This is a genomic window from Vibrio sp. Y51_MX_L26 (assembly GCF_024181935.1).
In the GTDB taxonomy this organism is placed as follows: Bacteria; Pseudomonadota; Gammaproteobacteria; order Enterobacterales; family Vibrionaceae; genus Vibrio; species Vibrio diabolicus.
Genome location: NZ_JAMZAS010000001.1, coordinates 636566 through 661225, shown reverse-complemented (window position 1 = coordinate 661225; position 24660 = coordinate 636566). Strand labels below are relative to the sequence as shown.

Sequence of the window (24660 nt, the reverse complement as noted above, 5' to 3'; positions counted from 1 at the left end):
ATAACAACATGCGAATAGACCCTTTAATTCAAGGTGTTGTTGCTCGCTCTGCTCACCCATACGGGTGTCATGCATCCATTAAAGAGCAAATTGAATACGTAAAACACGCCCCGCAGATCAAAAGCGGTCCAAAACGGGTTTTGATTATTGGTGCTTCCTCTGGTTTCGGGTTAGCGGCTCGTATTGCCCTCACCTTCGGAGGTGCTAAAGCTGATACCATTGGTGTCTCCTTCGAGCGCGGGCCTTCAGACAAAGGCGTTGGAAGTGCGGGTTGGTATAACAACATTTTTTTTAAACAAGAAGCAAATCACGCGGGGCGTACCGCCATCAATATTGTTGGTGACGCATTCTCTGACTCTGTCCGCAATCAAGTGATTGAAGCCATTGAAACGTACTTTGAAGGTGAAGTTGATTTAGTCATCTATAGCTTAGCGACGGGTGTTCGACCTAAACCAGAGTCTGATGAGTTTTGGCGCAGCGTCATTAAGCCTATTGGTGAGCCTGTCACTGGCGCTTCAATTATGCTGGAGAACGATCAGTGGGTAGAAACCACTTTAACTCCCGCAACAGAGGAAGAGGCCGAAGCCACTATCAAAGTGATGGGCGGTGAAGACTGGGAAAGCTGGATTGATACACTGATTAATAACGACTCGATTGCACAAGGCAGCAAAACCATCGCGTTTTCTTACATGGGACCAGACGTTACGCACCCTATCTATCTCGATGGTACGTTAGGTCGAGCGAAAATAGATTTACACCAAACAAGTCACTCGTTAAATCTAAAACTTGCCAACTTTGACGGCGGTGCTTACGCAACAGTGTGTAAGGCGTTGGTGACGAAAGCCAGTGTGTTCATTCCTGCGCTAAGTCCCTACCTTTTAGCACTTTATCGAGTGATGAAGGAAAAAGGTACTCACGAACGTTGTATTGAACAAATGCAGCGACTGTTTACCACTAAATTGTACGATCAAGATAAAGTGCCTGTTGACGGTGAACGCTTAATCCGAATAGACGACTTAGAGCTTGACCCGCAAGTACAACAAGAAGTCCATGCTCTTTTAGAGCAAATGAACGCCAATAACTTTAAAGAGATTGGTGATTACCAAGGCTTTAAAGATGAGTTTATGAAGCTAAATGGCTTTAACTTTGAAGACGTCGACTATTCGCAAGACATTTCTATTGAGTCGCTAAAATCGCTTAAACCTTAATGCTTGTTATCTGTTTCAAGTATGAGATATGTGATAACTATTCCTAGTCCTGAACACTTTTCAGGACTTTTTTTTGTTTCAAGCCCCAGCCACCCTATACTTAATTAAAAACCGAGAACAAGATAGAGCAGTCTACATTTTAAATTCACAGGAAGTGAAACCACGTAAAGGATGACCTATATGGGGAGATTGCAAACATTAGATTATGAAATCCCTGAGTCTATGCAAAAAAGCTGGCAGGAAATCGTCAACTTACTGGCTCAAATAACGCACGTACCCACCACATTAATCATGCGTATCCATCCAGATCGTATTGAAGTCAACACATCCAGTGAAACTCAAGGTAACCCCTATCGTACTGGCGATGCTGAACTACTCGGCAACGGTTTGTATTGTGAGCATGTCATTGAGCATAAGAGCGAACTCATGGTTCCTAATGCGCTCGAGGATGAAGAATGGTGCAATAACCCTGACATCAAACTAGGCATGATATCTTATTGTGGTTTACCGTTATTCTGGCCAAACGGAGAGACGTTTGGAACCATCTGCATGCTTGATTCCAAGAAGAATGAATACAGCGACACTTACCGCCAATTGCTCGGAACTTTCAAAGACTCAATCGAAGCGCAGCTCTCCGTCGTGTATCAGCAACACAAACTCCAGCGTCTTAATAATGAACTCAAAAATCGAGTTGAGAACCGTACTACTGACCTAGCGCAGTTGAGTTACTCCCTAACAAAAGAGATTGATCGTCGTAAGGCTGCAGAAAAACAAGTGAGCTACCAAAAAACACACGATCAGGGAACCGGATTCTTAAATCGCGCAGCACTGGAAAGTGTTGTCGGAGAGACACTCGAAACGTTGGATCATAGTCAGCAATCACTGCTCGTGATAAACATTGGCTTTAGTAATGCTCGCAGTATCCAAACCCGTTATGGCTTTGAGGCCTTTGACGAGATATTAAAAGAATTTCGGTATCGCCTTGGTAAACGAGAATCGAGTTATTTTGTTACCGGGAGGCCGAGCTCGAATGACCTTGTATTACTCATTTGGGGCAACGATATTGATATGAAATTGCGTAAGCTACTGGATGATATCACCAATATTGGCTTGGGAAGCTTTTATATAAAAGACACAGAGGTTCACCTCAACTCCTATATTGGTGTTGTACAAGCCCACCAAACCAGCAATGCCAAACAACTTCTTCAAAATGCATGCTATGCCATGTTGCTGTGTAAAGAGTCTGGCGAAGCGTATAGTTATTTTTGTGAAAGTCATTCGAATGAGCTAAACAACCACAATCAATTGGAAAGCTACTTATTGCAAGCGGTAAGAAATGACGACCTGATGCTGTACTTTCAGCCCAAAGTTCACCCCCATACTCACAAATGGATTGGCGCAGAAGCATTGTTGCGCTGGAGACACCCAATACTGGGCGACGTCTCCAACGAAGCATTAATACATATGGCTGAACAAAACGGACTTATTTTTGAAGTTGGCTCTTTTGTTCTTCGTACCGCGATAGACAAAGCTAAACAGTGGTCGGAGTTAATTGATAATTTCAAAATTGCCGTTAACGTCTCTCCAATTCAATTACAAAACGTGAACTTTGCGGAGCAAGTGCAACACCTACTCGAATCCTTCCATTTACCAGCACATTTTCTCGAACTCGAGGTGACCGAGAGCGCTTTAATTGCCGATGAAATAGTAGCACGCACAACGCTAAACAAATTGCATGAACTAGGTGTGACATTGTCACTAGATGACTTTGGTACAGGGTACGCCTCTTTCAGCTATTTGAAGAAATACCCATTTGATGCCATCAAGATTGATAAGAGCTTTGTCCAGCAAATGGAAAAGTCGGACGATGATCGTGCGATCATTTGCTCTATCATACACATAGCTAAAAAACTGGACCTCCAAGTGGTTATTGAGGGCATTGAATCCCCCCAACAAGAGCAGTTTCTTATTGGTGAGGGTTGTGATATTGGGCAAGGCTTTCTCTATGGTAAACCGATGCCTTGTAATGAATTTGAGCAAAGTTTGTTTAATCAGCGTCTTTCAGGCGGACAATACGTCTACTCTTCCTAAGCATTCTCTTTACTAAGGTGGCGGTGGTTTCTATAATCGCCGCCCGCTTCTATTAAAAGGCCAATATCTTCATGGATCAGTTGACTGCCACGCTTAAGAAAATTGAAAAGCAGAACTACCGCGCTTATCAGCAAATCAAAGGTCAATACGACTTCACTGATTTCACTTTGTTCATCGATCACGTACAAGGAGATCCGTATGCTTCCGCGTCACGTTTTCGTGCAACTCGCGCCTGGTCCTTGACTGGTCTGGAATGGTTAAAAGACGAGTCCCCTGCTTTTCAACGAGCAGCACGTGATTTTATTGCGCGCAGTTTTGAGCTGTTTGCTAAACAAGAAAACTCCGTATCCATTTCATTGAATGGCCAAACTGTGTTGGATAGCACCGCAGTATTGTTTACCGAGGAAGGTATTGAACTGCGTTTTCGAGTTAACTTGCCTGCTGAAGGTCGTTCAGTGTTGGGGAAAAAAGCCAACAACATACTGACTTTCCATTTGCCTAAGTTTATCCGTCGAGCGACCTTAGAACGTGAACTCGACAAAGCAGCATTGATTGAGCATTGCCAAGTTGTTGAAGACCAAGATGCCCTGCGTGCACAGTTGGAAGCCAATAACCTAGTTGCGTTTGTCGCAAATGGCAGCATTCTCCCTCGAATTGCCGGTAACTGTGATCTCCCAATGAAAGAGGCGGTTGAATTCAAAGCCCCTGAATCGCTGCAAGTGACTTTACATGCGCCAAACAAAGGCCATGTCACGGGATTAGGGATTCCAAAGGGCATTACACTTATCGTAGGTGGCGGTTTCCACGGTAAATCTACCTTACTGAATGCGATTGAGCGTTCGATTTACGATCATATTCCAGGAGATGGTCGTGAATACATCGTAGCTGATGACAAAGCAATGAAGATCCGCGCCGAAGATGGTCGATGCGTGCATCATTTGAACCTGTCGAATTACATCAACCATTTGCCAATGGGTAAAGATACAGCGGACTTTTCGACTCAAGATGCATCAGGCTCAACATCACAAGCCGCTTGGCTTCAAGAGTCTATTGAATCGGGTGCGAGCACGTTATTGATTGATGAAGACACCTCTGCGACGAACTTCATGATTCGAGATGAACGTATGCAGGCATTGGTGGCAAAAGGTGATGAACCAATTACCCCTCTTGTCGATCGCATTGGTCAATTGCGAGATGATCTCGATATCTCTACCATTATCGTTATGGGTGGTTCAGGCGACTACTTAGACGTTGCCGACACAGTCATTCAGATGCACGACTACCAAGCGGTTGATGTGACAGAAAAAGCGAAAGAAGTGATCGCTCAGCACCCTACTCAACGTCATAACGAATCGGAAGAACGTTTACAAACCTTCCTGCCTCGCGCCCTGAATCGCGTTGCTTTGATGAATATTCTCACTGACGGTAAATTCCGTGTGAATGCGAAAGGCAAAGAGTCACTTCGATTTGGCAAAGAGTTTACTGACCTTAGCGCTTTGGAACAGATTGAGTCCGCTGATGAAGTCAACACGATTGGCTGGTTATGGTTCCAAATCGCTCAGCTTCCAGGCTGGTGTAATCATCCAGCGAAAGAAATTGAAGAAATGCTGTCTGGTGAGTGGCATGCATCGCTTCCTAAGCAAGGGGACTTAGCCAAACCACGTACACTAGACGTAATGGCTGCGCTTAATCGCATGAGAAAATCTCAGTTTAAGCCTTCATGCTAGTTTTGATACGCTGATTGAGACAATCCAATGAAAAAAGGCAGCTAATAGTTAGCTGCCTTCCTTTATCTTTATTCATACCGAATCATTCGTTTCTCAGTACATTCCACGCTTCACAAAGAATTCTAAACCTTTCTGCATCACCATTCTCTCTATCTGGGTGCCAACGAAGCGCGAATTTTCGCCACTGCTTTCTAATTTCTGCGGGTGTTGCATCAGGGTTAAGCTCAAACAGTGAGAGTGCTTTTGTTTTATCCACACTGACTGTAGACGAACCACTAATGAATTTTTGATAAGTGGTCCAAAATTCATTCAACAATCGACGCACTTCATCTTCGTCCGCTTCGTAGTTGCGCCAATCCAGATAATATTCACGCAAAGGGTCGTTAATATCAACGATATGCCTCGAAGCTTCTAACGAAGACATCAGCTGGATATTCATCGCTTCAACTTGCAGCCAGGCATCTGGGTAAAGCGTTTCTTGCAGTTGGTATAGCGCGTTCATGATTAAGAAATTTCGTTTGAATAAATCCTTATCAGGAGAATCATCCAATTTCGAAATGTAGCCCTGTTCACTCAACTTGCTTGCTAAGGTGTGAACTTTCCAATCGGAAGGCTGCTTTCTAAGAATTTCTAGCATTGGCCATAGCAACGGGTTTTCTATTGCATGAGTCTCAATACTACTGACCGTGCGTTGTCCTTCCATTCATCCTCTCTGTTTTTAATATTGAAGCATCACACTAATCTCAGAGAAGGCTGCTCATCTGTACTGGTAAAAATGCTTGCTGACGCGTATTTCAGGCCTAATTTCTGTGGCACCGAATGAAGCGTGGGTATCATTTTGTACCATAAACAACAAAAGGCCGATAGTCATCAACCATCGGCCTTTGTAAGGAGATCACGTAAAGGTTAAATAACCCCTAGTTCACGTAAACGTTCCATAAGGTAGCTATGTGCGGTGTAGCGCTCAGACAAAACCACTTCTGGCTTTGGATGCAAGAACAACGGCAATGAAATACGCGACTTTTCTTGACGGCCACCCGTTGGGTTGATTACACGGTGAGTCGTTGAAGGAAAGTAACCGCCCGACGCTTCTTGAAGCATATCACCAATGTTGATAATTAAGTTACCAAAGTCACAGGGTACATCAATCCAATCACCTTCTTTGCTCTTTACTTGCAGTCCAGGCTCATTAGCGGCTGGCAGAACCGTTAGCAGGTTAATGTCTTCATGCGCGGCAGCACGGATAGCGCCTGGCTCCTCTTCCCCTGTCATTGGCGGGTAGTGAAGAACGCGTAGTAATGTTTTGTCGCTGTTATTGATCATTTCTGACAACGCGATAGAAAACTTCTCTTGAACGTCCTTAGGTGCGTACGCTTCAACCCAGCCTAATAGCTCCTGAGCAAATGCATTCGCCCGCTCATAGTACTCTAAGATTTCAGCTTTAAGTTGCTCTGGGATCTGACCCCAAGGGTAAACATGAAAATACTCTTTGATGTCTTTCACTTTGTGCCCTTTCGCTACTTCAGACACAGAAGGTGGAAAGTAGCCATCTTGGGTGTCTACGTTAAAGTGAAAATCATTCTTTTGATCTGAACAGAAAAACTCATGCCAGTTTTTGTAAATTGACTCTACAAGCTCTTGTGGAATCGGGTGGTTTTTCAACACACCAAACCCAGTTTCGCGCAGAGAGGTAACGAACTGTTGAGCAGCATCGTCAGCAAGATAATCGACAGTTTCCAGTTTCATGGCTTTACTTCTTTTTTATTAGACTGAATCACGGATTCTATGGATGGGCATGTTGTAAATCAAACTTTAATGAAAAGTGCACGCGCAAACGTTTTAATGTTGAGCAGTTTGGCAATAAATCAACATTTTCAGTGATCAAAAACACCATCAAAATAACAATTGCACACCGTTCAATTAAGTGTAATCATTACCCAAGTCTATGGAGTCCCACTGTGTAAGATAAATTGAAGGATCAAGTAACTCTATGAAAAGCACCTCGACACTCTTAGGATTGACGATTTTTTATGCCATCGTGTTTTTATTTTCTGCGTTAGAACCTAACTCACGTGCCGTTTGGTTTGCGGAGATTATCCCAGCAATTGGTATTCTTGTTGCTATTTGGGCAATCTCGATTCGCTATCAATTCAGTAATACGGCTTACTTTTTAATGTTCATCTGGCTCTGTTTGCACACTATCGGAGCGAAATATACGTTTTCCGAAGTACCATTTGACTGGTTTAACGACATGATTGGTTCAGATAGAAACAACTTTGATCGCGTTGCGCACTTTTCGATTGGCCTTTATGCGTATCCGATAGCTGAATACTTGATACACAAGAATAAGTTCAACAAAACGTTCTCTTGCTGGTTTGCTTTGTTTGCGATCATGTCGTTTGCAGCAGGCTATGAGATTATCGAATGGTGGTATGCAGAATTGGCTGGCGGCGATGAAGGAATCGCCTTTCTGGGCTCGCAAGGTGACATATGGGACGCCCAGAAAGATATGTTGTGCGACACCGTTGGTGCAGCGTTGTCGCTGTTTTTAATGTCGGCTCAGCGTCGATTCTCTCAGCCACTCTAAATAAGGGTTAAACCCATCAACAATTGGAACCTGTACGATCTGTGCTACTTCATATTCGTGCAGGTTTTCTATTTTCTCTTCCACCAATTCATAGAGCTCTCGGCGAGTTTTGATTACCAGCAACCATTCGTTGTCAGTACAAACCTCCCCTTTCCACACATAGTGACTTTCAATAGGCATCGTTTGAATACACGCGGCTAATTGGGCATCTAGCAAACCTTTAATGATCTGATCTCGATTTTTTTCGTTGCAGGTTGTGCTTAACACCATGCAGTAGTCATGTTTTATACTCATTTTCTAGCCCTTCATTATTTCATTGTCACTTTGCCGCCAATCATTTTGTAAGCGGGCGTTCCTCTCACTAGGGTATCTCTTGCAAACTCTTGCCCGCAACTGGGACAGATGCATGGGGTTTGTGTGAAATCGTCAACAATGCGCTCTTTGAAGCATTTGACCAGTGCGCCTTTTCCGCCTTTACGGTACTTGAATAGTTGAGTTTTACACTTTGAGCAATAGATATCGACAGTTTTCGTCGGCTGTTTCTTATTCGGTTTCGCCATGATTATTTTCTATATCAGGTTTTACCCATACGTTATTAAAGTCAAACCAACCTAAGGCATTACACTTTGCATTTTGTAAGGCACCGCTGTGGTCTTTATTGACACCCAACCAGCAGTGAAACATCGGAATCACCTGACAACTTTTTACCAACTGACGTCCTAGCTCACGTGCAGGGAAGTCTGGATAAACACCAGCACGCCACTGATCAACGAGCTTCGCCCATTCGCTAAAATCGTAACCAGAACTGAATTTCTCAATATCACTGTAATCCAGAAGCCAGCCAGCCAACGCGTCATTTCGATTCGTTGCAATGCCCATGGCTTTCACCCAAATATCCACTTCCTCCGGTGCGGGCGGTTGAGAATCATAACGAATAAACTCGACCTCTATACCGTGCGGTTTTAAGAGTGTCTTGATGGCCTTGGCAACTACTGGAAACATCGGATGCTTTTTCTGATACGCCACGTAAATCACCTTATCAGCCTGCGGCACGGTTCCCGCCTCTGCTGGCCTAAGGTCAATCCAACCTGGCTTAAGGCCAAAGGCTTGCAATACTCCCAGTTCCATCACTTTATCCTGAGGAACATGAGCATAAATTTGGTGACTGTTGAGAGTTTGTGATAGGAATTCTGCCCAGCGAGGGTCTTTTGCAATCCCGGTGTTTTTGTTTAGTAATAGGAATGTACAGCCAGGATCAAGCTCGACCTCATCAGATGAACCTTGTTTATCCATCTTTGGCTTAGACAAGCTTGGATAGACCATTGAAGAGTACGCTTCATCAATTACCCACACCTCAACTTGGTCCAGTAAGGGACGAAAGCCAAAGTAGCCATCAAAAGCAGTCAAAATGAGACGCTTATCATCATTCATTTTAACTTGGAACGGCCCAGTCCCTATTGGTTGTCTATCGAAGTTTTCTGAACGCAAAGCGCTTGGTAGCAAAATTTTTGCTTGCGACTCACTCAGCGCCAAAGGCAGGTAGCGATCAGGACGGACGAGTTCAATATCGACGGTCCATTCCTGTGGTGAAGATACCTTTTTTATATGAGAAAACAGGTTCAGGCTACTTAGTGCAAGCACACTTTCAAGTACACAACTGGTTGATAAGGGTTCACCATTATGAAAACGCACCCCACGACGAAGATAAAAACGCCAGTGCGTATCAGAAATGGCTTCCCATGTGTGGGCTAAATCTGGCTGAAGTTGTTCATTTTCATCAAGGCGAGTTAGCCCGCTAAAAATTTGTCTGGCGATGTGTTGCTCAGAACGCCGCATCGGTTTCTGTGGGTTTAACATCGCCAATGGTCGGTAATATGGTAAACGTACCACCTGTTCGCCCTGCCGATGCTGAAGCCCTAAATAACCCTGAATAACCTGCGTTAATCGAGCCGCGTCGTTATCAAGCGCATCTAGAGCCTGGCCAATTTTCCCTTCGTCGAGATAACGTCTGGCGAGGTTTTCACTGACATCGCTACGGTTACGTTTGAAAACGAGTTTTGAGAGTTTTCCTCGACCCGCCGCTGGATGCCATTCAATCCAGCCCTCCTCTTCTAATTTATTGAGAACAATACGGGCATTGCGACGTGTACAAAACAGCGCTTCGGTAATGTCTTCTAGCTGAACATCCGTATCGTGACCGGCGAATTTTTCAAACAGTGTTTCGAACTGAACACGTAAACGAGGGCTACTCATAAAGAGGAAATTCTTATCTTATTGTTGATAAGCTAAGTTTCCTCATTTTTATCAAAAAGTGCAAACGTCACGCAGTAAATTATTGAATATCGATGCCAATTTCTCGTGCAAGATCGGCCAGTTGTTCCTCATTATCCAGCTTGATAGACCATTTACACTCTGCACCATGAGATAAAACAACGTTCGCTCCTCTACCCAGTAACTGGATAGAATCGGTTTGCGCTTGTAAGGTCACCATTGCACTGCCGGAGAGCTTAATCACGATTTCACGCTGGGTAGCAATGATTTTTCCTAATGAAAACTCAATCACCATCTTGCTTTATACCGACTTCGTTTTATGTTGCTTCACTGCGATAGTTAAGCGACTGGTACACACTAATCGGCCTCGTTCATCAGTTATGTCGATTTGCCATACTTGTGTTGAAACGCCAAGGTGTACGGGTTTTGCCGTACCAATCACATGACCACTTCGCATTGCACGTACATGGTTCGCGTTGATATCCAAACCGACACAGTAACTCCCCTCATCAACAGAGAAATTCGCAGCTAAAGAGCCTAATGTTTCTGCGAGCACAACAGAAGCGCCACCATGAAGCATTCCTAAAGGTTGATGAGTAAAACTACATACAGGCATGGTTGCTGTAAGGGAGTCATCCGTGAAATCTGTGTATTCAATTTGTAGGTGCTCGATCAGGGTATTTTTTGATGTAGCATTCAGAATCTCTATGCTAACGGGCTTTTTCCATATACTCATTGTTTTACTCTTAATTTCACAAATTGGTTTGTCGGATTGTAACGATTTATTAGAGAGCTAGCATAGACTTTACTTAGGTCTAACTTCAAGGTGTAACATCTTGGCCTCTTTGCCAGTTGATGAATAATTTGATCCATGCATCGTGTTACTATTTGGGTATATACTATTGCTTCAAAACAAAAATAATTTAGATGGAGCCTATTATGAAGGTATGGATGAAAGCCTCTGCTCTTTTAACTATCGCGGGCTTAACGGCATGTAGCGCATCACCGACCGGCCGTAATCAGATCCTGATGTTTTCAGATCAAGAAATGTCATCGCTTGGCGCCAAATCTTTCGAACAAATGAAGAAAGATATCCCAATCAGCAAAGATCGCAAAACGAATGCCTACGTACAATGCGTTGCCAAACACATCACTGACACCATCCCTGCGCAAGCTGGATTTAAAGATTGGGAGGTGGTTGTTTTTGATAGTGAACAAGTCAATGCGTTTGCTCTACCTGGTGGGAAGATCGGCGTTTACACCGGGCTTTTAGGTGTCGCGAAAAACCAAGATCAGTTGGCAACAGTCATTGGTCACGAAGTGGCTCACGTCCTTGCTGACCACAGTAATGAACGCCTTTCACAAAGCCAGTTAGCAAATGCGGGATTGTCTCTGGCAAACGTTGCTATAGGAGCTTCCGAGTACAAACAGTATCAGCAAATGACGATGGCGGCACTTGGTGTCGGTGTCCAATACGGTGTTATTTTACCATACGGTCGTACACAGGAATCCGAGGCTGATATTGTCGGGCTTGAGTTTATGGCAAAAGCAGGCTTCGACCCACGTCAAAGTGTCGATTTATGGAAAAATATGAGTGCTGCATCCGGTGGCTCTCAACCGCCTGAATTCTTCTCAACTCACCCATCGCACAGTACGCGTATTAAAGATTTACAAGCAACCATAAATAAGTTGCCTGCGTATAACGCGAAAGCGCCAAAATGTGGCTAAACTTCTGCTACCAGTGTCTATTTTTCGCAAAAAAGCTCCCTAGGGAGCTTTTTTAATGGGTATAAGGAATAGTTTAAGTACCCAGTATCTGTAGTGGCAAGCTCAACAGGCTATCTCCAAGGGTAGCAAAATACCAAATGATAGCGACAAAACCACCGACAGAAACCAAGTACCAAGCAAGTGAGAAGAGTTGTCCGTAACGGGTTAACGGCAATAAATGACTATGATGTCGACCTCTCCATTCCATGACCACTTCTAGCATCCCCATTAACAATAAAAACCCTAGCAACGTCAGCCCGAAAGAATAGCTGATAAAAATACCCAACAAGGCAGCAGCTATACTGCCGACTAATCCAACCCAAGTGTTCATCGAGAAGGTAATGCTTTTGAGTACATGACCACCATCTAGTGGCAGAATAGGCAACAGATTAAACAGGTTTAGTAACGCGTTAAACACTGCTAGACCAGCGAAGAGCACCTCTCCAGTCATCCAATAAAGCAAAGTAAACGCGATGCTAAGAACTAAACCAAAAAATGGTCCCATAATCGAGATAACCACATCTTGCCAGCGTGTGTTGATCTTTTCATCACTCAGCGCTAAACCGCCAAGAAATGGAATCAAATAGATGCCCTTGGTCTTCATTCCAAAGAACTTCATCGCTCTAATATGGCCATACTCATGGAAAACTAAACAGGCGATCAAAGCTAACGCGAACTCGATAGAAAATAGCCAAGAATATGCAGCAAGACTTGCAGATGCTAGCGCCACTTTGATTACTTTCGCACTCTTGAGTGCTTTCATTCCAAGTGATACTAGCCCTATCACACTTAAACGCTTTTCCGTTGGCGGCTCAACTTCTGGTACTTGGCGTTCGATGTCTTTTTCATTTCGGCAACCTTCGCTAATAAGCTCATCGTTAATTGTGACCTTGTAACTCAATTCAAACGGTTGCCATGTTAATGAACACTCCAAATGGCATACCAGGACTTCCTCCCCTGCAGAGAGTCTAAACTGGTGAAGACAAGTGTCTGCAACATTATCACTGGCATCTATTTGGGACACCAAGGTGTTATCCCAATATAACTGCTGCCAACCAGCCATCGATCCTTCGAGCCTTAACGAACGACCTAAAAATTCAACATTCAGTAATTCCAACACGATTCCTATTGCGTCTATTGAATAACAACAAAGCGAGGCGCGAATTATGCCTGCTAAGTACAGAAACGGCAAAGCCCGCTATCTCTTGGTTTGAATGCCATTTAATCATAAAGCCCGTAAAACAATTCTGGTCGTACCATTCTCTTAAAAAATATAACGATAATACATGCCCTTACGAATCACCGTTTGACCTATGCATCATATTTAAAACGCAAAATACGCTCAAACTTTGACAAGTTATTAAACATACAATTAACATTACATTTACATCACAGTTGTATTTCACGTATTAACAACTGGTGTAAGTATCACACAACAATTACAAGGACTTCGGTCCAACACTATGACACCCTAGGAGGGTCAAGGATGAACAAGAAGCACTGCTCTCTGCTTACAATTTCGATATTGTTTGCGTGTAATGCCCATTCAGCGGGCTTCCAGGTAGCTGAGCATTCAGCATCTGGTCTTGGTCGAGCATTTTCAGGTGAAGGAGCGGTCGCAGACAATGCCAGCGTTCTTGCACGAAACCCAGCAGCGATGACGCTTTTCAAAGAAGCTCAATTCTCGGGCGCGTTATCTATCATCGATCCTGAAGTCGATGTGTATGACACAGTTAACAAAGAACATGCGAAAGATGTTGCCCCTTTACAAGTCGTGCCAGCGGGTTATTACATCAGCCCTATCAACGATAACTGGGCTTGGGGTATCGGTATGTTCACAACATACGGTGTTGCTACTGATTATCCAGATGATATTTCTGCGGGTGACATGGCGGGTGACACTTCCCTACTTTCAGTAAACATCAACCCTAATGTCGCTTACCGTATCAACGAGTCTTTCAGTGTCGGTGGCGGTATCAACCTAGTGTACGCGGAAGCGGAGCTGACTCGTCATAAAGGCGCACTCGCCGGTATTTTAGGTGGTAATAAGTCCGATAACCTTGTCGGCATGGAAGGCGAAACTTTTGCTTGGGGTTGGAATATTGGCGCTTTGTACGAGCTAAATGAAAACAACCGTTTTGGCTTTGGTTACCGTTCTAAAGTTGATCTAGATTTTGACGACGGTGAGTTTAGTAGTTACGACTCAGGCCGAGCTCCATCACCAAAAGTGGATGGCCGTTTAAAAATCTCTCTCCCTTCAATTATCGAATTATCGGCTTTCCATCAACTGAATGAACAATGGGCAGTACATTACGGCTGGCAACAGACCGATTGGAGCACATTTAAAGAACTGAAAGCGACGAGTCCTCAATGTAATGATGGAACTGCTGGTCAATGTTTCTACAAACCAGAGAAATACGAAGACAACAACCGTTATTCTATTGGTGCAACTTACACCCTCAATGCGGATTGGACATTCCGTGCAGGCTTTGCATACGACGAACAAGCAGGTGAAGCCACATTGAGCATCCCTGACAGTGACCGTTTTTGGTACAGCGCGGGCCTGACTTACGCAATGAATGAGAATTTAACTTTCGATGCAGGCTTTGCACTTGTTAAGAGTAAATCAGGCTCTTTCACCGAGACGAACGCTCAGGATGAAGAGATCAAGTTCGACTCTGAAGGTACTGCTTACATCAGCGCGGTACAGATGAACTACACCTTCAAATAATGGGATTACGGAGTAAACCAATGAAACACACGTTTAAATTATCAATGCTTTGTTCTGCAATCCTTCTTGCTGGTTGTGGTGATAATACATCAAGCTCTGGTACTTCCGACAAAGTTCAATTTGAAGATGAAGTCCAAGCACTGCTCGACCGTGGAACATCTATCAGCTTTACGCTTCAAGGGGCGAATGCGGATGTACCTGCGCCCTCTTACTTATTAATGGACACAACAGATGGCACGCTTGGTCTGCCAACTGACGGTGATGATGCCTTAACCAACCCTAGAGCCTCGATGAATACGATGGATGGATGGTCAACGTCTATGCCAATCGTTCTGAACTTTAAAGGCGATGGTTTTGCAACGGGTATGCTGCCGTCTGGTATTAAAGTCATCAAGATTAATCAACGTTTGACCGAGTGGGATGGTAAGTCTAACCCAATCGAAGACGTTCTCGTTCAGAACCAAGACTACGTAGTTCAAGCAAAAGGCAACTCTCTATATATCCAGTTCATGGATGCGCTTGATGAGTCAAGCGAGTACATTTTTGCAGTAACACAAGATGTTACTGACGTGAATGGTGAGCCAATCGGTACATCAGCCAGTTACGCGACAGGTAAATCGAAAGAAATCGTTTATGAAACTGGTGCTCTTGCTTCTATTCAAGCGGTGACACAAGCGGTGGAAGGCATTTTTGGTCTAGCTCAAGTTAACCCTGACGACATCGTTTACTCCTCATGGTTCAGCACTCAGTCTGTAGGTGATACTTTGGCGGCGGTTAAAGGTGTAACCGCAACCGGTTTCTCAACGGGTGCAAATACACTAAACGCCGTTTACAAAAACGATGCGAACGAAGGTTCAGTAGATTTATCAACAGCCTACACAATGACACTTGGTGCAACCCAAGACTTTAGCACTGCGCTAGACTCTGACGATGACTTTAGTAAGTACGTTAGTGACCTAGACGCGGCAAAAACGGCAATTAAAGGCCTTTATGCGAAGTCAGGTGCCGATGTAAATGTGACTCAAGGTGTGGTCAGACTGCCTCATTATCTAGAAAAAGGGGCAAACTGGAACATGCAGCCAATGGTATCTGCGATGCCAAGCCTAGCGAAGCTAAGTGCAGCACTGGCGGATCCGAACGAGCAAGCGAACATGGTCCAGCAGCTATCAACCGGCGTTTTCGCAAATAACCCTGTTGACGTGACAAAGCTTGCAACCGATCCTACAGAGCAGCTAAAACTGGTGGGTGCTAAACTCACATTAAGCGATGGTACCCAACTCGACAGCGAACGTATTGTGACTCGCTACTCCCCAGTTCCAGTCGTTAAATCGGTAGAAGATGTCGAAGTACTTGTCTTCACACCTAAATCTGGTGTCGCGACCGACGTTGTGATTTATCAACACGGCATCACTTCTGCAAAAGAGGATTCATATGCCTTCGCGTTTAATATGGTGAAAGCAGGTGTGGCTGTTATTGCTATCGACTTACCTATTCACGGCACACGTAGCTTAGATGAGCAACGTTCAGCTAATTCTAATATCTTGGCGTATCTAAATCTTTCTAACTTGGCAATCGCTCGTGATAACCTACGCCAAAGTGTACTGGATGTATTGGGTTTACGCGCGAGCTTAGTGGTATCGGCGCAAGGTGGTCTGTTGGCAGAAGGGCCTCTGCAAGGCTTTAACCCAATGACGGGTTCTAAAGTCAAAATGTTAGGTCATTCACTTGGCGGTATTGTGGCTACATCTGCCGTGGCAGCAGCAAATAACACGCTAGGTAGCCCCAACGCAGATGCACTTTACACATTTAGCTCTGCTTCTGTACAGAACTCTGGTGGCCAAATCGGCAATTTGTTACTAGGTTCAGAAGCCTATGGCGCTCAGATCAGGCATAACTTAGCATATGCTGCGTCTGCAGACTACGCGAGTTATGCAGATGCGTCATGTACACAATTGGAAGATAAAACGTGTTACGAAGCTTTTGAGGCCGCAGCAACAGAAACTCAGTTAGCAACACTAGAAGCTGGCTTCTCCCAGTTTATCTACGCGGCACAAACCACGCTAGATACCGTAGACCCGTTCACAAACGCGTCAGATTTAGTTGCTTCTGGTTCACTAACAACACCATTCCTGATGACCGAGGTTGATGGCGATGGCAATGTACCAAACAGCGTTCCAAATGCACCGTTTGCCGGGACTGAGCCTCTAGCAGCTAAACTAGGTTTAACGACCGTAAACAGTGCTAATACAGCCGTGTCTCCAATGGCAAGCTTTGTGCAATATAACGCTACTGCATCGCACATTACGTTTGTTTCTCCAAATGGCACACTTTCTGATATTGACCATCACGTTGAGATGCAAATGGAAAACACAGACTTCTTAATGGATGACACTTTAACGGGTGTGACTAATACTTCCGTTCTGAAGTAATCGTATCACCTCTCTTACCAAAGCCCAGTTTCGACTGGGCTTTTTCGTTCTCTATCATAAAAACCGTCCCGTATATCCTTTGCTATAGTTAAATCGGTTCCGTACCTAACTTACTTGTTTGAAAGGAAAACTCTATGCGCATATTCACTATAATGGCCACAGCTTTACTTCTTGCAGCGTGCGGAAGTAGCCAATATCTTATGTCGACAAATGAAGGGAAAATCATTACTTCTTACGGAAAACCAGACCTTAACGAAGAAACGGGTATGTACGAGTATGAAGACATGGATGGGAAAGAAATGAGCATTTCAAAAGATCAAATTGTGCAGATTATAGAACGCTAGCAATATGCCCTCTATATTTTTAGAGGGCCCTACCCACACTTCTGAGCGCAGTTAATACTCACAACGAACTTCTAACTTCCTCAATAAATGAAGCAACCAATTCATCACCCAAAGCAATCAATGCATTTTCTTATATACAGGTATTATTTGTTTAGCGAATATTTTACATCTTCACCCTAATCAGGTTGGAATATTGTAAAATCTCGGCTTTAATTCGCTAACACCCTTTTATTTCTCAGGATAAAGTGGATAATACCGCCACAAAATAACATTACTAAGGTGAGTCCTTATGTCTATTGAAGCTACTCTGCTTGCGCGCTGCGAGTCAAAATGTGAACTGTGTTCTTCTGAATCTCAACTAACAGCATACGCTGTCCCACCTCACGGTAACGTGACCGTTGATACTGCTATCATGGTTTGTGATAAGTGTCTGGGTGAGATCGATGAGCCAAAAGACATTAACCACTGGCGTTGTCTAAACGAAAGCATGTGGAGTCAGGTTCCTGCAGTACAAGTGACAGCATGGCGCCAACTCACTCGCCTAAACTCTGAAAGCTGGGCTCAAGATGCTCTTGACATGATGTACATGGAAGAAGAGCAAATGAACTGGGCGATGAAGGGTATGTCTGATGATGACAAAACGTTAGATTGCAACGGCACTGAACTTAAGAAAGGTGACGATGTAACGGTAATCAAAGACCTACCAGTTAAAGGCACTAACCAAGTAATCAAACAAGGCACAGTGATCCGTGGTATCAGCCTTGGTGATGATCCGAAACTAGTTTCGGGCAAGGCAAATGGCGGTCAGTCAATGTACGTGATCGCAGAATACTGCCGTAAGAAGTAATATCGTATTACTCTACAAGTCAAAACGGGGCACTATTAGTGCCCCGTTTTCATTTCTAATGAACACCAATTTGGAATAAGCTCCTCTACTCCGGTATTGACTCTGTATAGAGTTCTAGCTCCGTTATTCGCGTTTGAGCAGCTAAAAAAATACCGGCTTATAAGCCGGTATTTTCATTCATTATTTCAAGATTAACGGTACATACCGATATCTTTTTGAATGTGAGCTGACAAATCTTCCGCATAGTAACTGCGTGGTGCAGTATTATCTACGAATAGAATGTCTAGTAAGTGAGCAATCAGTCCTTTGAAGTTAACCGCGTAGGTTTTCTTATCCATAGAGGTTGGTAAAGCTACATTTGTCATTTGCATTGCTTGTGCCATGATTGCCTCTCTTTAAAGCAGTAGTCTGTTTTGTTGGTTGTATATTAGTCAGTTTCTTATTGTTTAAGAAATGACAAATTTTACCTATTCGGATTAGATTATCTAATAAAACAAGTCCATTACAAACATCAAAAATACAAATGAATAATAACAGCATAAATAGTCATAAACTGTCTAATTATGTTGAATAACTTAACGTTACCTGCATAAAGCCATCTCGACCAACAACATGTTTTTAACATTAAGTTTCGTTATTTATTTTATTTTTAGCGCTTTACTTATATTTTTTGATTAGTAATTTTAACGCTAGAGCGACTGTTCGACTTATTTTTGAGGAGCGATGCCACAACCGCTGATGTCATCACAACGATTAAGAATGTGAGTGACCACGTTGTCGGAATCTCATACTCTGTTCCCACCAATAACATCTTTACACCGATAAACATCATGATCACCGATAATGCTGGTTTTAAGTATACAAACTTGTCTAACATCGCTTGCAGAACAAAGTACAAAGATCGCAAACCCAACAGTGCAAACACGTTCGCGGCTAAGACTAAAAATGGCTCTCGTGTTACCGCGAATATGGCTGGTATAGAATCCAGTGCAAACATTACGTCCATCACTGCAATTACACCGACTACGATCAGCATTGGTGTTGCCACCCACTTACCAGCTTGCTTTAAGATTAAGTGATTTCCTTGGTAATCATCCGTAACTGGCAATATTTTGCGAATAAACTGCTCAGGATATGGGTTAACTTCTTCTGCTTCACCTTTGTCGCGAGCAAGCTTAATACCTGTCCAAATAAGGAATGCGGCAAAGAGGTACAACACCCAGTGGTACTGCGCAAGTAACTGAGCACCAACCGCAATCATGATAGCCCGTAGAACTAACGCACCAATCACGCCCCAAAGCAGCGCTCGCGGACGCAAATGCTCCGGCACACTGTATTGTGCAAAGATGATGGCAAACACAAACAAGTTATCCACGCTTAGCGACTTCTCTAGTAAGTAGCCTGTTAAGAATGAAACCGTTGCTTTATCGTTCGTATAAGTGCTGTGCGGTGCGTAAAGGTCCCAGAATAAATAGATAGAACCTGCAAAAACAAAGGCAAGTAAGAACCAAAAAACACTCCAAAGGATGGCTTTTTTCATCGTTATTACGCCACCACGCGTTTGATAGATATCAAGCGCAACAAGAACAAGCGTAAAAAGACCAAAAGCGCCATACATCGCTAATGACTCTTGAAGTGGTGCCGATTGGCTCAATTGGGTGGTACTTTCGATAAGAGACATGCTTCCTCCCATGGCGGAAGGACATGAGTTTGGTGACCTTCCGCAGACAATAACAACAAGCAGTCACATAGTAATCATGTGCTGCCAGTCAATGAATGCGTTGGTCTCGTTGAAGTGTCGGCGTGGATGAATCACGCAACACCTTTACTTACCGGATAAGCTGATGCTTAACGAGATGACGATAAGTAAACTTGCGCTAACTACTCCCCAAACGCCGCAATGATAACGCCGAATGTCACGCTTTCCAACAAAAAAACTTTGTCCAATCGAAATAAAATTCCTATTAAAAATCAGAAAGAAATATAAAAAGAAAGGAATTGATTCAACCACGTGAACTTTTGTTATTAGGTGTAAAGAGCAGCAAGTGACTCAAGATGATACATTTAGGAGTCAGAGCGTTGTCTTTGAGAACATAGACACAAAAAAGGAGCATAACTGCTCCTTTTCTAACTTCCGTGTTATTAGCAATTCAAAAGCCGCTCAAAGGTACAAAGTAAACTAACGTTGACCAAATTGCGACCCAAGCAACCACCACTGCCGTATCTGTCCAATCTTTATTCCACATACTGCCACCCTCATCATCGCATGTAGCAATTGAAAGGCAGCAAAATCGATACCAATATCTACTACCTGTGTTGCTGTGTATAAAGTTTGTGACTTTGATTCAAACAGTTTGGCTCATCGGTCAGAAGTTCAATAAAACAGTCTGCCATGGATAAGTTGGTTACACGCCCCTCGCCTTTCATCTCCAGTAGCGCATCGTAACCTTCTTTCCCTTTCATGGTATAAGCGGAGGAAGTGCCTCGATACCAGGTGTCGTCTTGAACGTCGACCCATTGTTGACCATCAAAAATTGCTAATGACTGAATTCTTTCACCTTTAGGGGCATCAGCTCGGTACTCAAAGTTTAAATTGTAAGTGTATGGATAACTGCCAGAGCCAGTACCTTCCACATCATTGTTGAGTGCATTGTTTATGGCGCCTTCAAGTGCTCGGCGAATAGCACTGCCTTTTACGTCGTAAAAGCCGATCGGAACGGCAAAAGGCAACAACCGTCCGGCAATATCTGCCACTGTGATGTTGCCAGGATTCAATGATGTTCGCACGCCACCCGCATTATGAATCGCAAATTGAACCTCATGCCCGCGTTTATTTAGGCTGTACAAAAATGAACGAGCAACAGAAGAAGCCAGCTCGCTCTCACCAAACTCATCTGGGATTCGCACATGACGCTTTTTGGTGTCAATACTGGCAATGACTTGTGACTGTAACTGCCTTACCCGAGGGATGTATTTATCACTTAGGATTGCTTGAGTCTCCGGGTGTTTCTTACAGACCACCACATTAGGTTGACCATGGATAAAGTCACACGCGGTTTCGAATACGCCTTGGTCAAGCTGTTGATTTAGTGTCGAGTCCCAAAAAATACGTCGGCCAAGTAACAGTTCATTTTGACCACTCAGCATGGTTGCTTTGCCGTTTTCATCAAATTCAATGACGCAGTGCCCCATGGTCAAAGCATGAAAGCCCGCTTGCACAACGTAGGTATGTTTTACTTTGACACCATAAGGATCATCTTGCCCTAAACCTATTGATGAGAAATCGCCTTGCAGTCGGTGGCTATGTCCACCAACAATAATACCAATCCCCTCAACTTGTTCAGCCAACTCTAAATCGCCTTCATAACCTAAGTGGCTTAGAAGAATGATATTTTTAATACCAGAGGAGTGAATTTGTTTTACGGTCGCCTTAGCGGTTTCAATTGCAGACTTAAATGGCGTATCTGCATCTGGGTTCGCGATATCGCTCATTTTATCAATGGATAATCCGAAAATCGCAACCTGCTCACCATGAAACTCTTTGACGATGTATTGTGCGCTTTGTGTATCCGTTTGATAGCTATACACGTTGTTGCTATCGCTGACTCGGTGAGGCTTTTGAAGCGATTCATTTGATAGATCCCAGTTACCAGCAAGCAATGGAAACTGAGTGCGTTGACAGAATAAGGCAACAGGTTCATTACCCATATCCAATTCATGGTTGCCTAACGCCATCGCATCAATCTTTAATGCATTCAACAAATCGGCGTTGGCTTTACCTTTAAATAATGAGAAATAAAGTGTGCCTTGGAAACAGTCTCCAGCATGGAGAAATAACATCCCATGCCCTTGACGTTGAGCGTCGTCTCGTAGCTGCTCTACTCGGGTTGCGATGCGAGAAAACCCGCCAGCACTCACGTATGGCTCTAACGTGAGTTCTTTGTTGATCTTAAGCTTTAACTGTAATGACGTTGGCTCAAAGTAGGAATGTGTGTCATTGATGTGTGCCAGTTTGATTCTCACTGGCTTATGATTGTTATTCATCTTCATCTTCTCTCTTTTCATTCCTTATAATAATAAGAAGTGAATCATGACAGAATCATGAATTTTATGAAACTGTGATTTTTTGATTTCATGTTTAAGTGATCACGATGCTATCTACACTACTTTTGAAAGCAAGCGTCGCTTGTTGCGGTCTCTATTCATTAAGGGGCTCTCGTAATTTTGTGAACTGAGCTTAACTCCAATATTTCGAATTAATATATGCTTAGGAGTAGCAAAATAACTCTCTATAATTCAAATAATTGCAAGGAGGATTGAGATGAGACTAGAACGCATCGAAATCTCCGGGTTTAGAGGCATCAAACGCCTTTCACTCTCTTTTGACGAACTCACTACGCTCATCGGTGAGAACACGTGGGGCAAATCATCATTGCTCGATGCCCTTTCTATCGCGCTACCTGCTAATGGCTCATTATATCAATTCGAACTAAAAGATTTTCACGTTGATTACTCAATTTCTCATCCACAAACCCAACACTTGCAGATCATTGTTTGCTTTAAAGCACAAGACAAGAACGAAGTAAAAGCTGGGCGTTATCGACGGATAAAACCTGCATGGTGCACAAACGAAGATGGTGAGCAGGTCATTTACTATCGAATTAGTGCGTCTCGCGACGAGTATGATATTAAAACTGAATACGCGTTTTTGGATCATAACGGTAAGCCGAAGAAACTGCACCACTCTGAGAAACTCGCCGTAGAGTTGATGACTCTTCACCCTGTTATCCGCCTACGAGACTCCCGACGCTTCCCAGATCTAAACCACGTCAACGGCGACAGCAAAAATGCTCGGATTGAAAAACGAATCAATAACACCTGTCGACGGCTATTGGCGATGCCTGGGCACGTAAACAAGGGTGAGATTCGCAGTAGTCTCGATTCAATGCAAACACTTGTCGAACACTATTTTGCGTTCCGCAGCGTCAGCAAAGGTAACCCACGAAAACCTCGTGATGGTCTTTTTTATACGAGCCCTTCCTCTGATAAAGGATTAAGTCAATTCCTTAAGGAAACAAATGACAAACAAAGCCGCTTGCTTTTAATGGGGCTTCTCAATGCTTACCTTCAAGCAAAAGGCCCTACCGATTTAAGACGCTGCGCAAGACCGATACTGATCATCGAAGACCCGGAAGGCCGACTACACCCAACTCATCTCGCTAGAGCGTGGTCATTATTGCAGTTGTTGCCAATGCAAAAGATTTTAACTACCAACAGCGGTACGTTACTTGGCTCGGTTCCACTTTATTCAATCCGGCGTTTGATTCGCTTGTCAGACCGAACCATTGCCAAGAGCTTAAACTCTGCCAAGTTTGGTAGAGATGAGTTACGCCGAATTGGTTTCCACATTCGTTTTCATCGCTCAGGGGCGTTGTTTGCACGGTGTTGGTTACTCGTAGAGGGCGAAACTGAAGTTTGGTTATTTCATGAACTGGCTCGTCAATGCGGATATAACTTAGCTGCGGAAGGAGTTCAAATCGTTGAATTTGCACAGTCAGGACTGAAGTCACTGATCAAAGTAGCAAAAGAGTTCGGTATCGACTGGCATGTTGTTACCGATGGTGACCCGGCAGGTAAAAAGTACGCGCATGCCGTGAGAGCGCAACTCGATCATGATCAGGAAAGGCATAGACTTACAGAGTTACCTGATCGAGATATCGAACATTTTCTATATAACCATGGGTTTGAACTTTTCTTTAAGGACATCATCAAAGTTCCTCATGATCACCCTATCCCAGCTAAAAAAGTAGTAAACCGTGTTTTGAAAAAGCATGCAAAACCGGACTTAGCTTTGGCCATTGTCTCCCACTGTGAAGAGAGAGGTATGGAGTGCATTCCTGTACTTCTGCGTTGGACACTTAAGCGCGTTGTCACCATGGCAAACGGCAATACATGAGTTAGAATATTTCACACTCACACCTTGCCTTGTAATACAAAAAAAGCACACCAAATTGGTGTGCTTGTATCAAACATCATTAATTTTGATTAAAGGTATTGAGAGGGATAAAACTCAATACACAGTGGATACAAATAAGATCGGGGGTTCACTACTGTACTTGCTCAGCAAGCGTAGAAGAAGTAGTGCTTGATTTCGTATGCAACCAAAGCCCAGTCGCTTTCATTAGATAACCAAACACACCACCTAGCAGCAAAGATGGAATGACAAGTTGCCAGTTTCCATCAGCGGCAAATGTTGCGCAGGAACCAATAAAAGTGCCTGGAATGTACGCGAGCCAAGCCTGTTTCGCTTGAATACACATGAAAAATGCCACAATAGCGGTAATCACATAACCGATAATTTCCAAACCAACGTAAGTTGAACCGTGGATAATTACCATTGCCCAGAATACACCCGTCATATTAGTGATTAAGCTGATACCAAGTCCTTTCAATCCGCTAGTTGGCGCAGCAAAGTAGCTTGTGCAACCTAAAAAACCAGCCCAAGAAAGCAAACCTAAAGAAATGGCGATCCAACCCCATACGCCAGATAAAATTCCAGTAGTGATAGAGATAGCTAAAAGTGTCGTCATGGTAGTCGTACCTGCTTGGCTATTATCGTACCCATATGGCTCAATAACTGCCTTCATACATTGAAATC

The 24660-nt window shown here is 43.7% G+C and carries 22 protein-coding genes; 10 read left to right on the top strand and 12 right to left on the bottom strand.

What is annotated here, in order from left to right:
• The first annotated feature begins 8 nt into the window (after positions 1 to 8).
• The 3 genes from fabV (at position 9) to NL645_RS02785 (ending at position 5026) form a co-directional block, all read left to right on the top strand.
• Positions 9 to 1208 (top strand): enoyl-ACP reductase FabV, encoded by a 1200-nt coding sequence (fabV, locus tag NL645_RS02795; RefSeq protein WP_253651148.1) that lies wholly within the window; start codon positions 9 to 11, stop codon positions 1206 to 1208.
• A gap of 180 nt (positions 1209 to 1388) precedes the next feature.
• Positions 1389 to 3299 carry an EAL domain-containing protein gene (locus tag NL645_RS02790; protein ID WP_253651147.1) on the top strand — a complete coding sequence of 637 codons (1911 nt, stop codon included), beginning with the start codon at positions 1389 to 1391 and terminating at the stop codon, positions 3297 to 3299.
• A gap of 71 nt (positions 3300 to 3370) precedes the next feature.
• Positions 3371 to 5026, top strand: coding sequence for an ABC-ATPase domain-containing protein (locus NL645_RS02785; protein ID WP_046876093.1), 1656 nt, complete (start codon positions 3371 to 3373; stop codon positions 5024 to 5026).
• Positions 5027 to 5108: 82 nt separating this feature from the next.
• Here NL645_RS02785 and NL645_RS02780 read toward each other — a convergent pair whose 3' ends face one another.
• Both NL645_RS02780 and NL645_RS02775 read right to left on the bottom strand, forming a co-directional pair.
• On the bottom strand, positions 5109 to 5729 hold the full coding sequence (locus tag NL645_RS02780; RefSeq protein WP_046876092.1) for a DNA-J related domain-containing protein: 621 nt from the start codon (positions 5727 to 5729) through the stop codon (positions 5109 to 5111).
• A gap of 203 nt (positions 5730 to 5932) precedes the next feature.
• A complete protein-coding gene (locus NL645_RS02775) occupies positions 5933 to 6772 on the bottom strand; it encodes an isopenicillin N synthase family oxygenase (RefSeq protein ID WP_005376329.1) in 840 nt (279 codons plus the stop codon).
• A gap of 244 nt (positions 6773 to 7016) precedes the next feature.
• Between NL645_RS02775 and NL645_RS02770 the strand changes: the two genes are divergently transcribed.
• A complete protein-coding gene (locus NL645_RS02770) occupies positions 7017 to 7613 on the top strand; it encodes a DUF2238 domain-containing protein (RefSeq protein ID WP_253651146.1) in 597 nt (198 codons plus the stop codon).
• Here NL645_RS02770 and cutA read toward each other — a convergent pair.
• The 5 genes from cutA to NL645_RS02745 all read right to left on the bottom strand — a co-directional run bounded on the left by cutA (position 7575) and on the right by NL645_RS02745 (position 10620).
• Positions 7575 to 7907, bottom strand: a complete 333-nt coding sequence (gene cutA, locus NL645_RS02765; RefSeq protein ID WP_253651145.1) for a divalent-cation tolerance protein CutA — start codon at positions 7905 to 7907, stop codon at positions 7575 to 7577. The genes NL645_RS02770 and cutA overlap by 39 nt on opposite strands.
• A 14-nt stretch (positions 7908 to 7921) precedes the next feature.
• Positions 7922 to 8173 (bottom strand): hypothetical protein, encoded by a 252-nt coding sequence (locus NL645_RS02760; RefSeq protein ID WP_053349877.1) that lies wholly within the window; start codon positions 8171 to 8173, stop codon positions 7922 to 7924.
• Positions 8157 to 9866, bottom strand: a complete 1710-nt coding sequence (locus NL645_RS02755) for an SgrR family transcriptional regulator (protein WP_047010405.1) — start codon at positions 9864 to 9866, stop codon at positions 8157 to 8159. The genes NL645_RS02760 and NL645_RS02755 overlap by 17 nt, the downstream gene beginning before the upstream one ends.
• A 79-nt stretch (positions 9867 to 9945) precedes the next feature.
• Positions 9946 to 10179 carry a DUF3389 domain-containing protein gene (locus NL645_RS02750; protein ID WP_005395503.1) on the bottom strand — a complete coding sequence of 78 codons (234 nt, stop codon included), beginning with the start codon at positions 10177 to 10179 and terminating at the stop codon, positions 9946 to 9948.
• A 6-nt stretch (positions 10180 to 10185) separates the two neighbouring features.
• Entirely contained in the window at positions 10186 to 10620 is a 435-nt protein-coding gene (locus NL645_RS02745) for a hotdog fold thioesterase (RefSeq protein WP_012842307.1), read from the bottom strand.
• Positions 10621 to 10823: 203 nt separating this feature from the next.
• On the opposite strand from NL645_RS02745, the gene NL645_RS02740 reads away from it, so the two are divergent.
• On the top strand, positions 10824 to 11612 hold the full coding sequence (locus tag NL645_RS02740; RefSeq protein ID WP_012842308.1) for a M48 family metallopeptidase: 789 nt from the start codon (positions 10824 to 10826) through the stop codon (positions 11610 to 11612).
• Positions 11613 to 11685: 73 nt separating this feature from the next.
• Here NL645_RS02740 and NL645_RS02735 read toward each other — a convergent pair whose 3' ends face one another.
• Positions 11686 to 12714 (bottom strand): site-2 protease family protein, encoded by a 1029-nt coding sequence (locus NL645_RS02735; RefSeq protein ID WP_253651421.1) that lies wholly within the window; start codon positions 12712 to 12714, stop codon positions 11686 to 11688.
• Positions 12715 to 13137: 423 nt separating this feature from the next.
• Here NL645_RS02735 and NL645_RS02730 point away from each other — a divergent pair, with 423 nt between their 5' ends.
• From NL645_RS02730 to NL645_RS02715, 4 genes are all read left to right on the top strand, one after another.
• Positions 13138 to 14382, top strand: a complete 1245-nt coding sequence (locus NL645_RS02730) for an outer membrane protein transport protein (RefSeq protein ID WP_005395507.1) — start codon at positions 13138 to 13140, stop codon at positions 14380 to 14382.
• A 20-nt stretch (positions 14383 to 14402) separates the two neighbouring features.
• The gene (locus NL645_RS02725; RefSeq protein ID WP_085343682.1) at positions 14403 to 16811 is read left to right on the top strand and encodes a VolA/Pla-1 family phospholipase; all 2409 of its coding nucleotides are present in this window, start codon (positions 14403 to 14405) and stop codon (positions 16809 to 16811) included.
• Between the two features lie 134 nt (positions 16812 to 16945).
• Positions 16946 to 17155 carry a YgdI/YgdR family lipoprotein gene (locus NL645_RS02720; protein WP_041853072.1) on the top strand — a complete coding sequence of 70 codons (210 nt, stop codon included), beginning with the start codon at positions 16946 to 16948 and terminating at the stop codon, positions 17153 to 17155.
• A 289-nt stretch (positions 17156 to 17444) separates the two neighbouring features.
• Complete coding sequence (locus NL645_RS02715) at positions 17445 to 18002, top strand: PhnA domain-containing protein (RefSeq protein WP_005395511.1); 558 nt, start codon at positions 17445 to 17447, stop codon at positions 18000 to 18002.
• 191 nt (positions 18003 to 18193) lie between these two features.
• On the opposite strand, the gene NL645_RS02710 is transcribed toward NL645_RS02715, so the two are convergent.
• From NL645_RS02710 to NL645_RS02700, 3 genes are all read right to left on the bottom strand, one after another.
• Positions 18194 to 18385 (bottom strand): hypothetical protein, encoded by a 192-nt coding sequence (locus tag NL645_RS02710; RefSeq protein WP_005376351.1) that lies wholly within the window; start codon positions 18383 to 18385, stop codon positions 18194 to 18196.
• 278 nt (positions 18386 to 18663) lie between these two features.
• Positions 18664 to 19683, bottom strand: a complete 1020-nt coding sequence (locus NL645_RS02705; protein WP_134645655.1) for a TerC/Alx family metal homeostasis membrane protein — start codon at positions 19681 to 19683, stop codon at positions 18664 to 18666.
• A gap of 626 nt (positions 19684 to 20309) precedes the next feature.
• On the bottom strand, positions 20310 to 22052 hold the full coding sequence (locus NL645_RS02700) for a bifunctional UDP-sugar hydrolase/5'-nucleotidase (protein WP_253651144.1): 1743 nt from the start codon (positions 22050 to 22052) through the stop codon (positions 20310 to 20312).
• A gap of 271 nt (positions 22053 to 22323) precedes the next feature.
• Here NL645_RS02700 and NL645_RS02695 point away from each other — a divergent pair, with 271 nt between their 5' ends.
• A complete protein-coding gene (locus NL645_RS02695) occupies positions 22324 to 23958 on the top strand; it encodes an ATP-dependent endonuclease (protein WP_253651143.1) in 1635 nt (544 codons plus the stop codon).
• A 151-nt stretch (positions 23959 to 24109) separates the two neighbouring features.
• Here NL645_RS02695 and NL645_RS02690 read toward each other — a convergent pair whose 3' ends face one another.
• Positions 24110 to 24592 (bottom strand): DUF1097 domain-containing protein, encoded by a 483-nt coding sequence (locus NL645_RS02690; protein ID WP_253651420.1) that lies wholly within the window; start codon positions 24590 to 24592, stop codon positions 24110 to 24112.
• Positions 24593 to 24660: the final 68 nt, after the last annotated feature.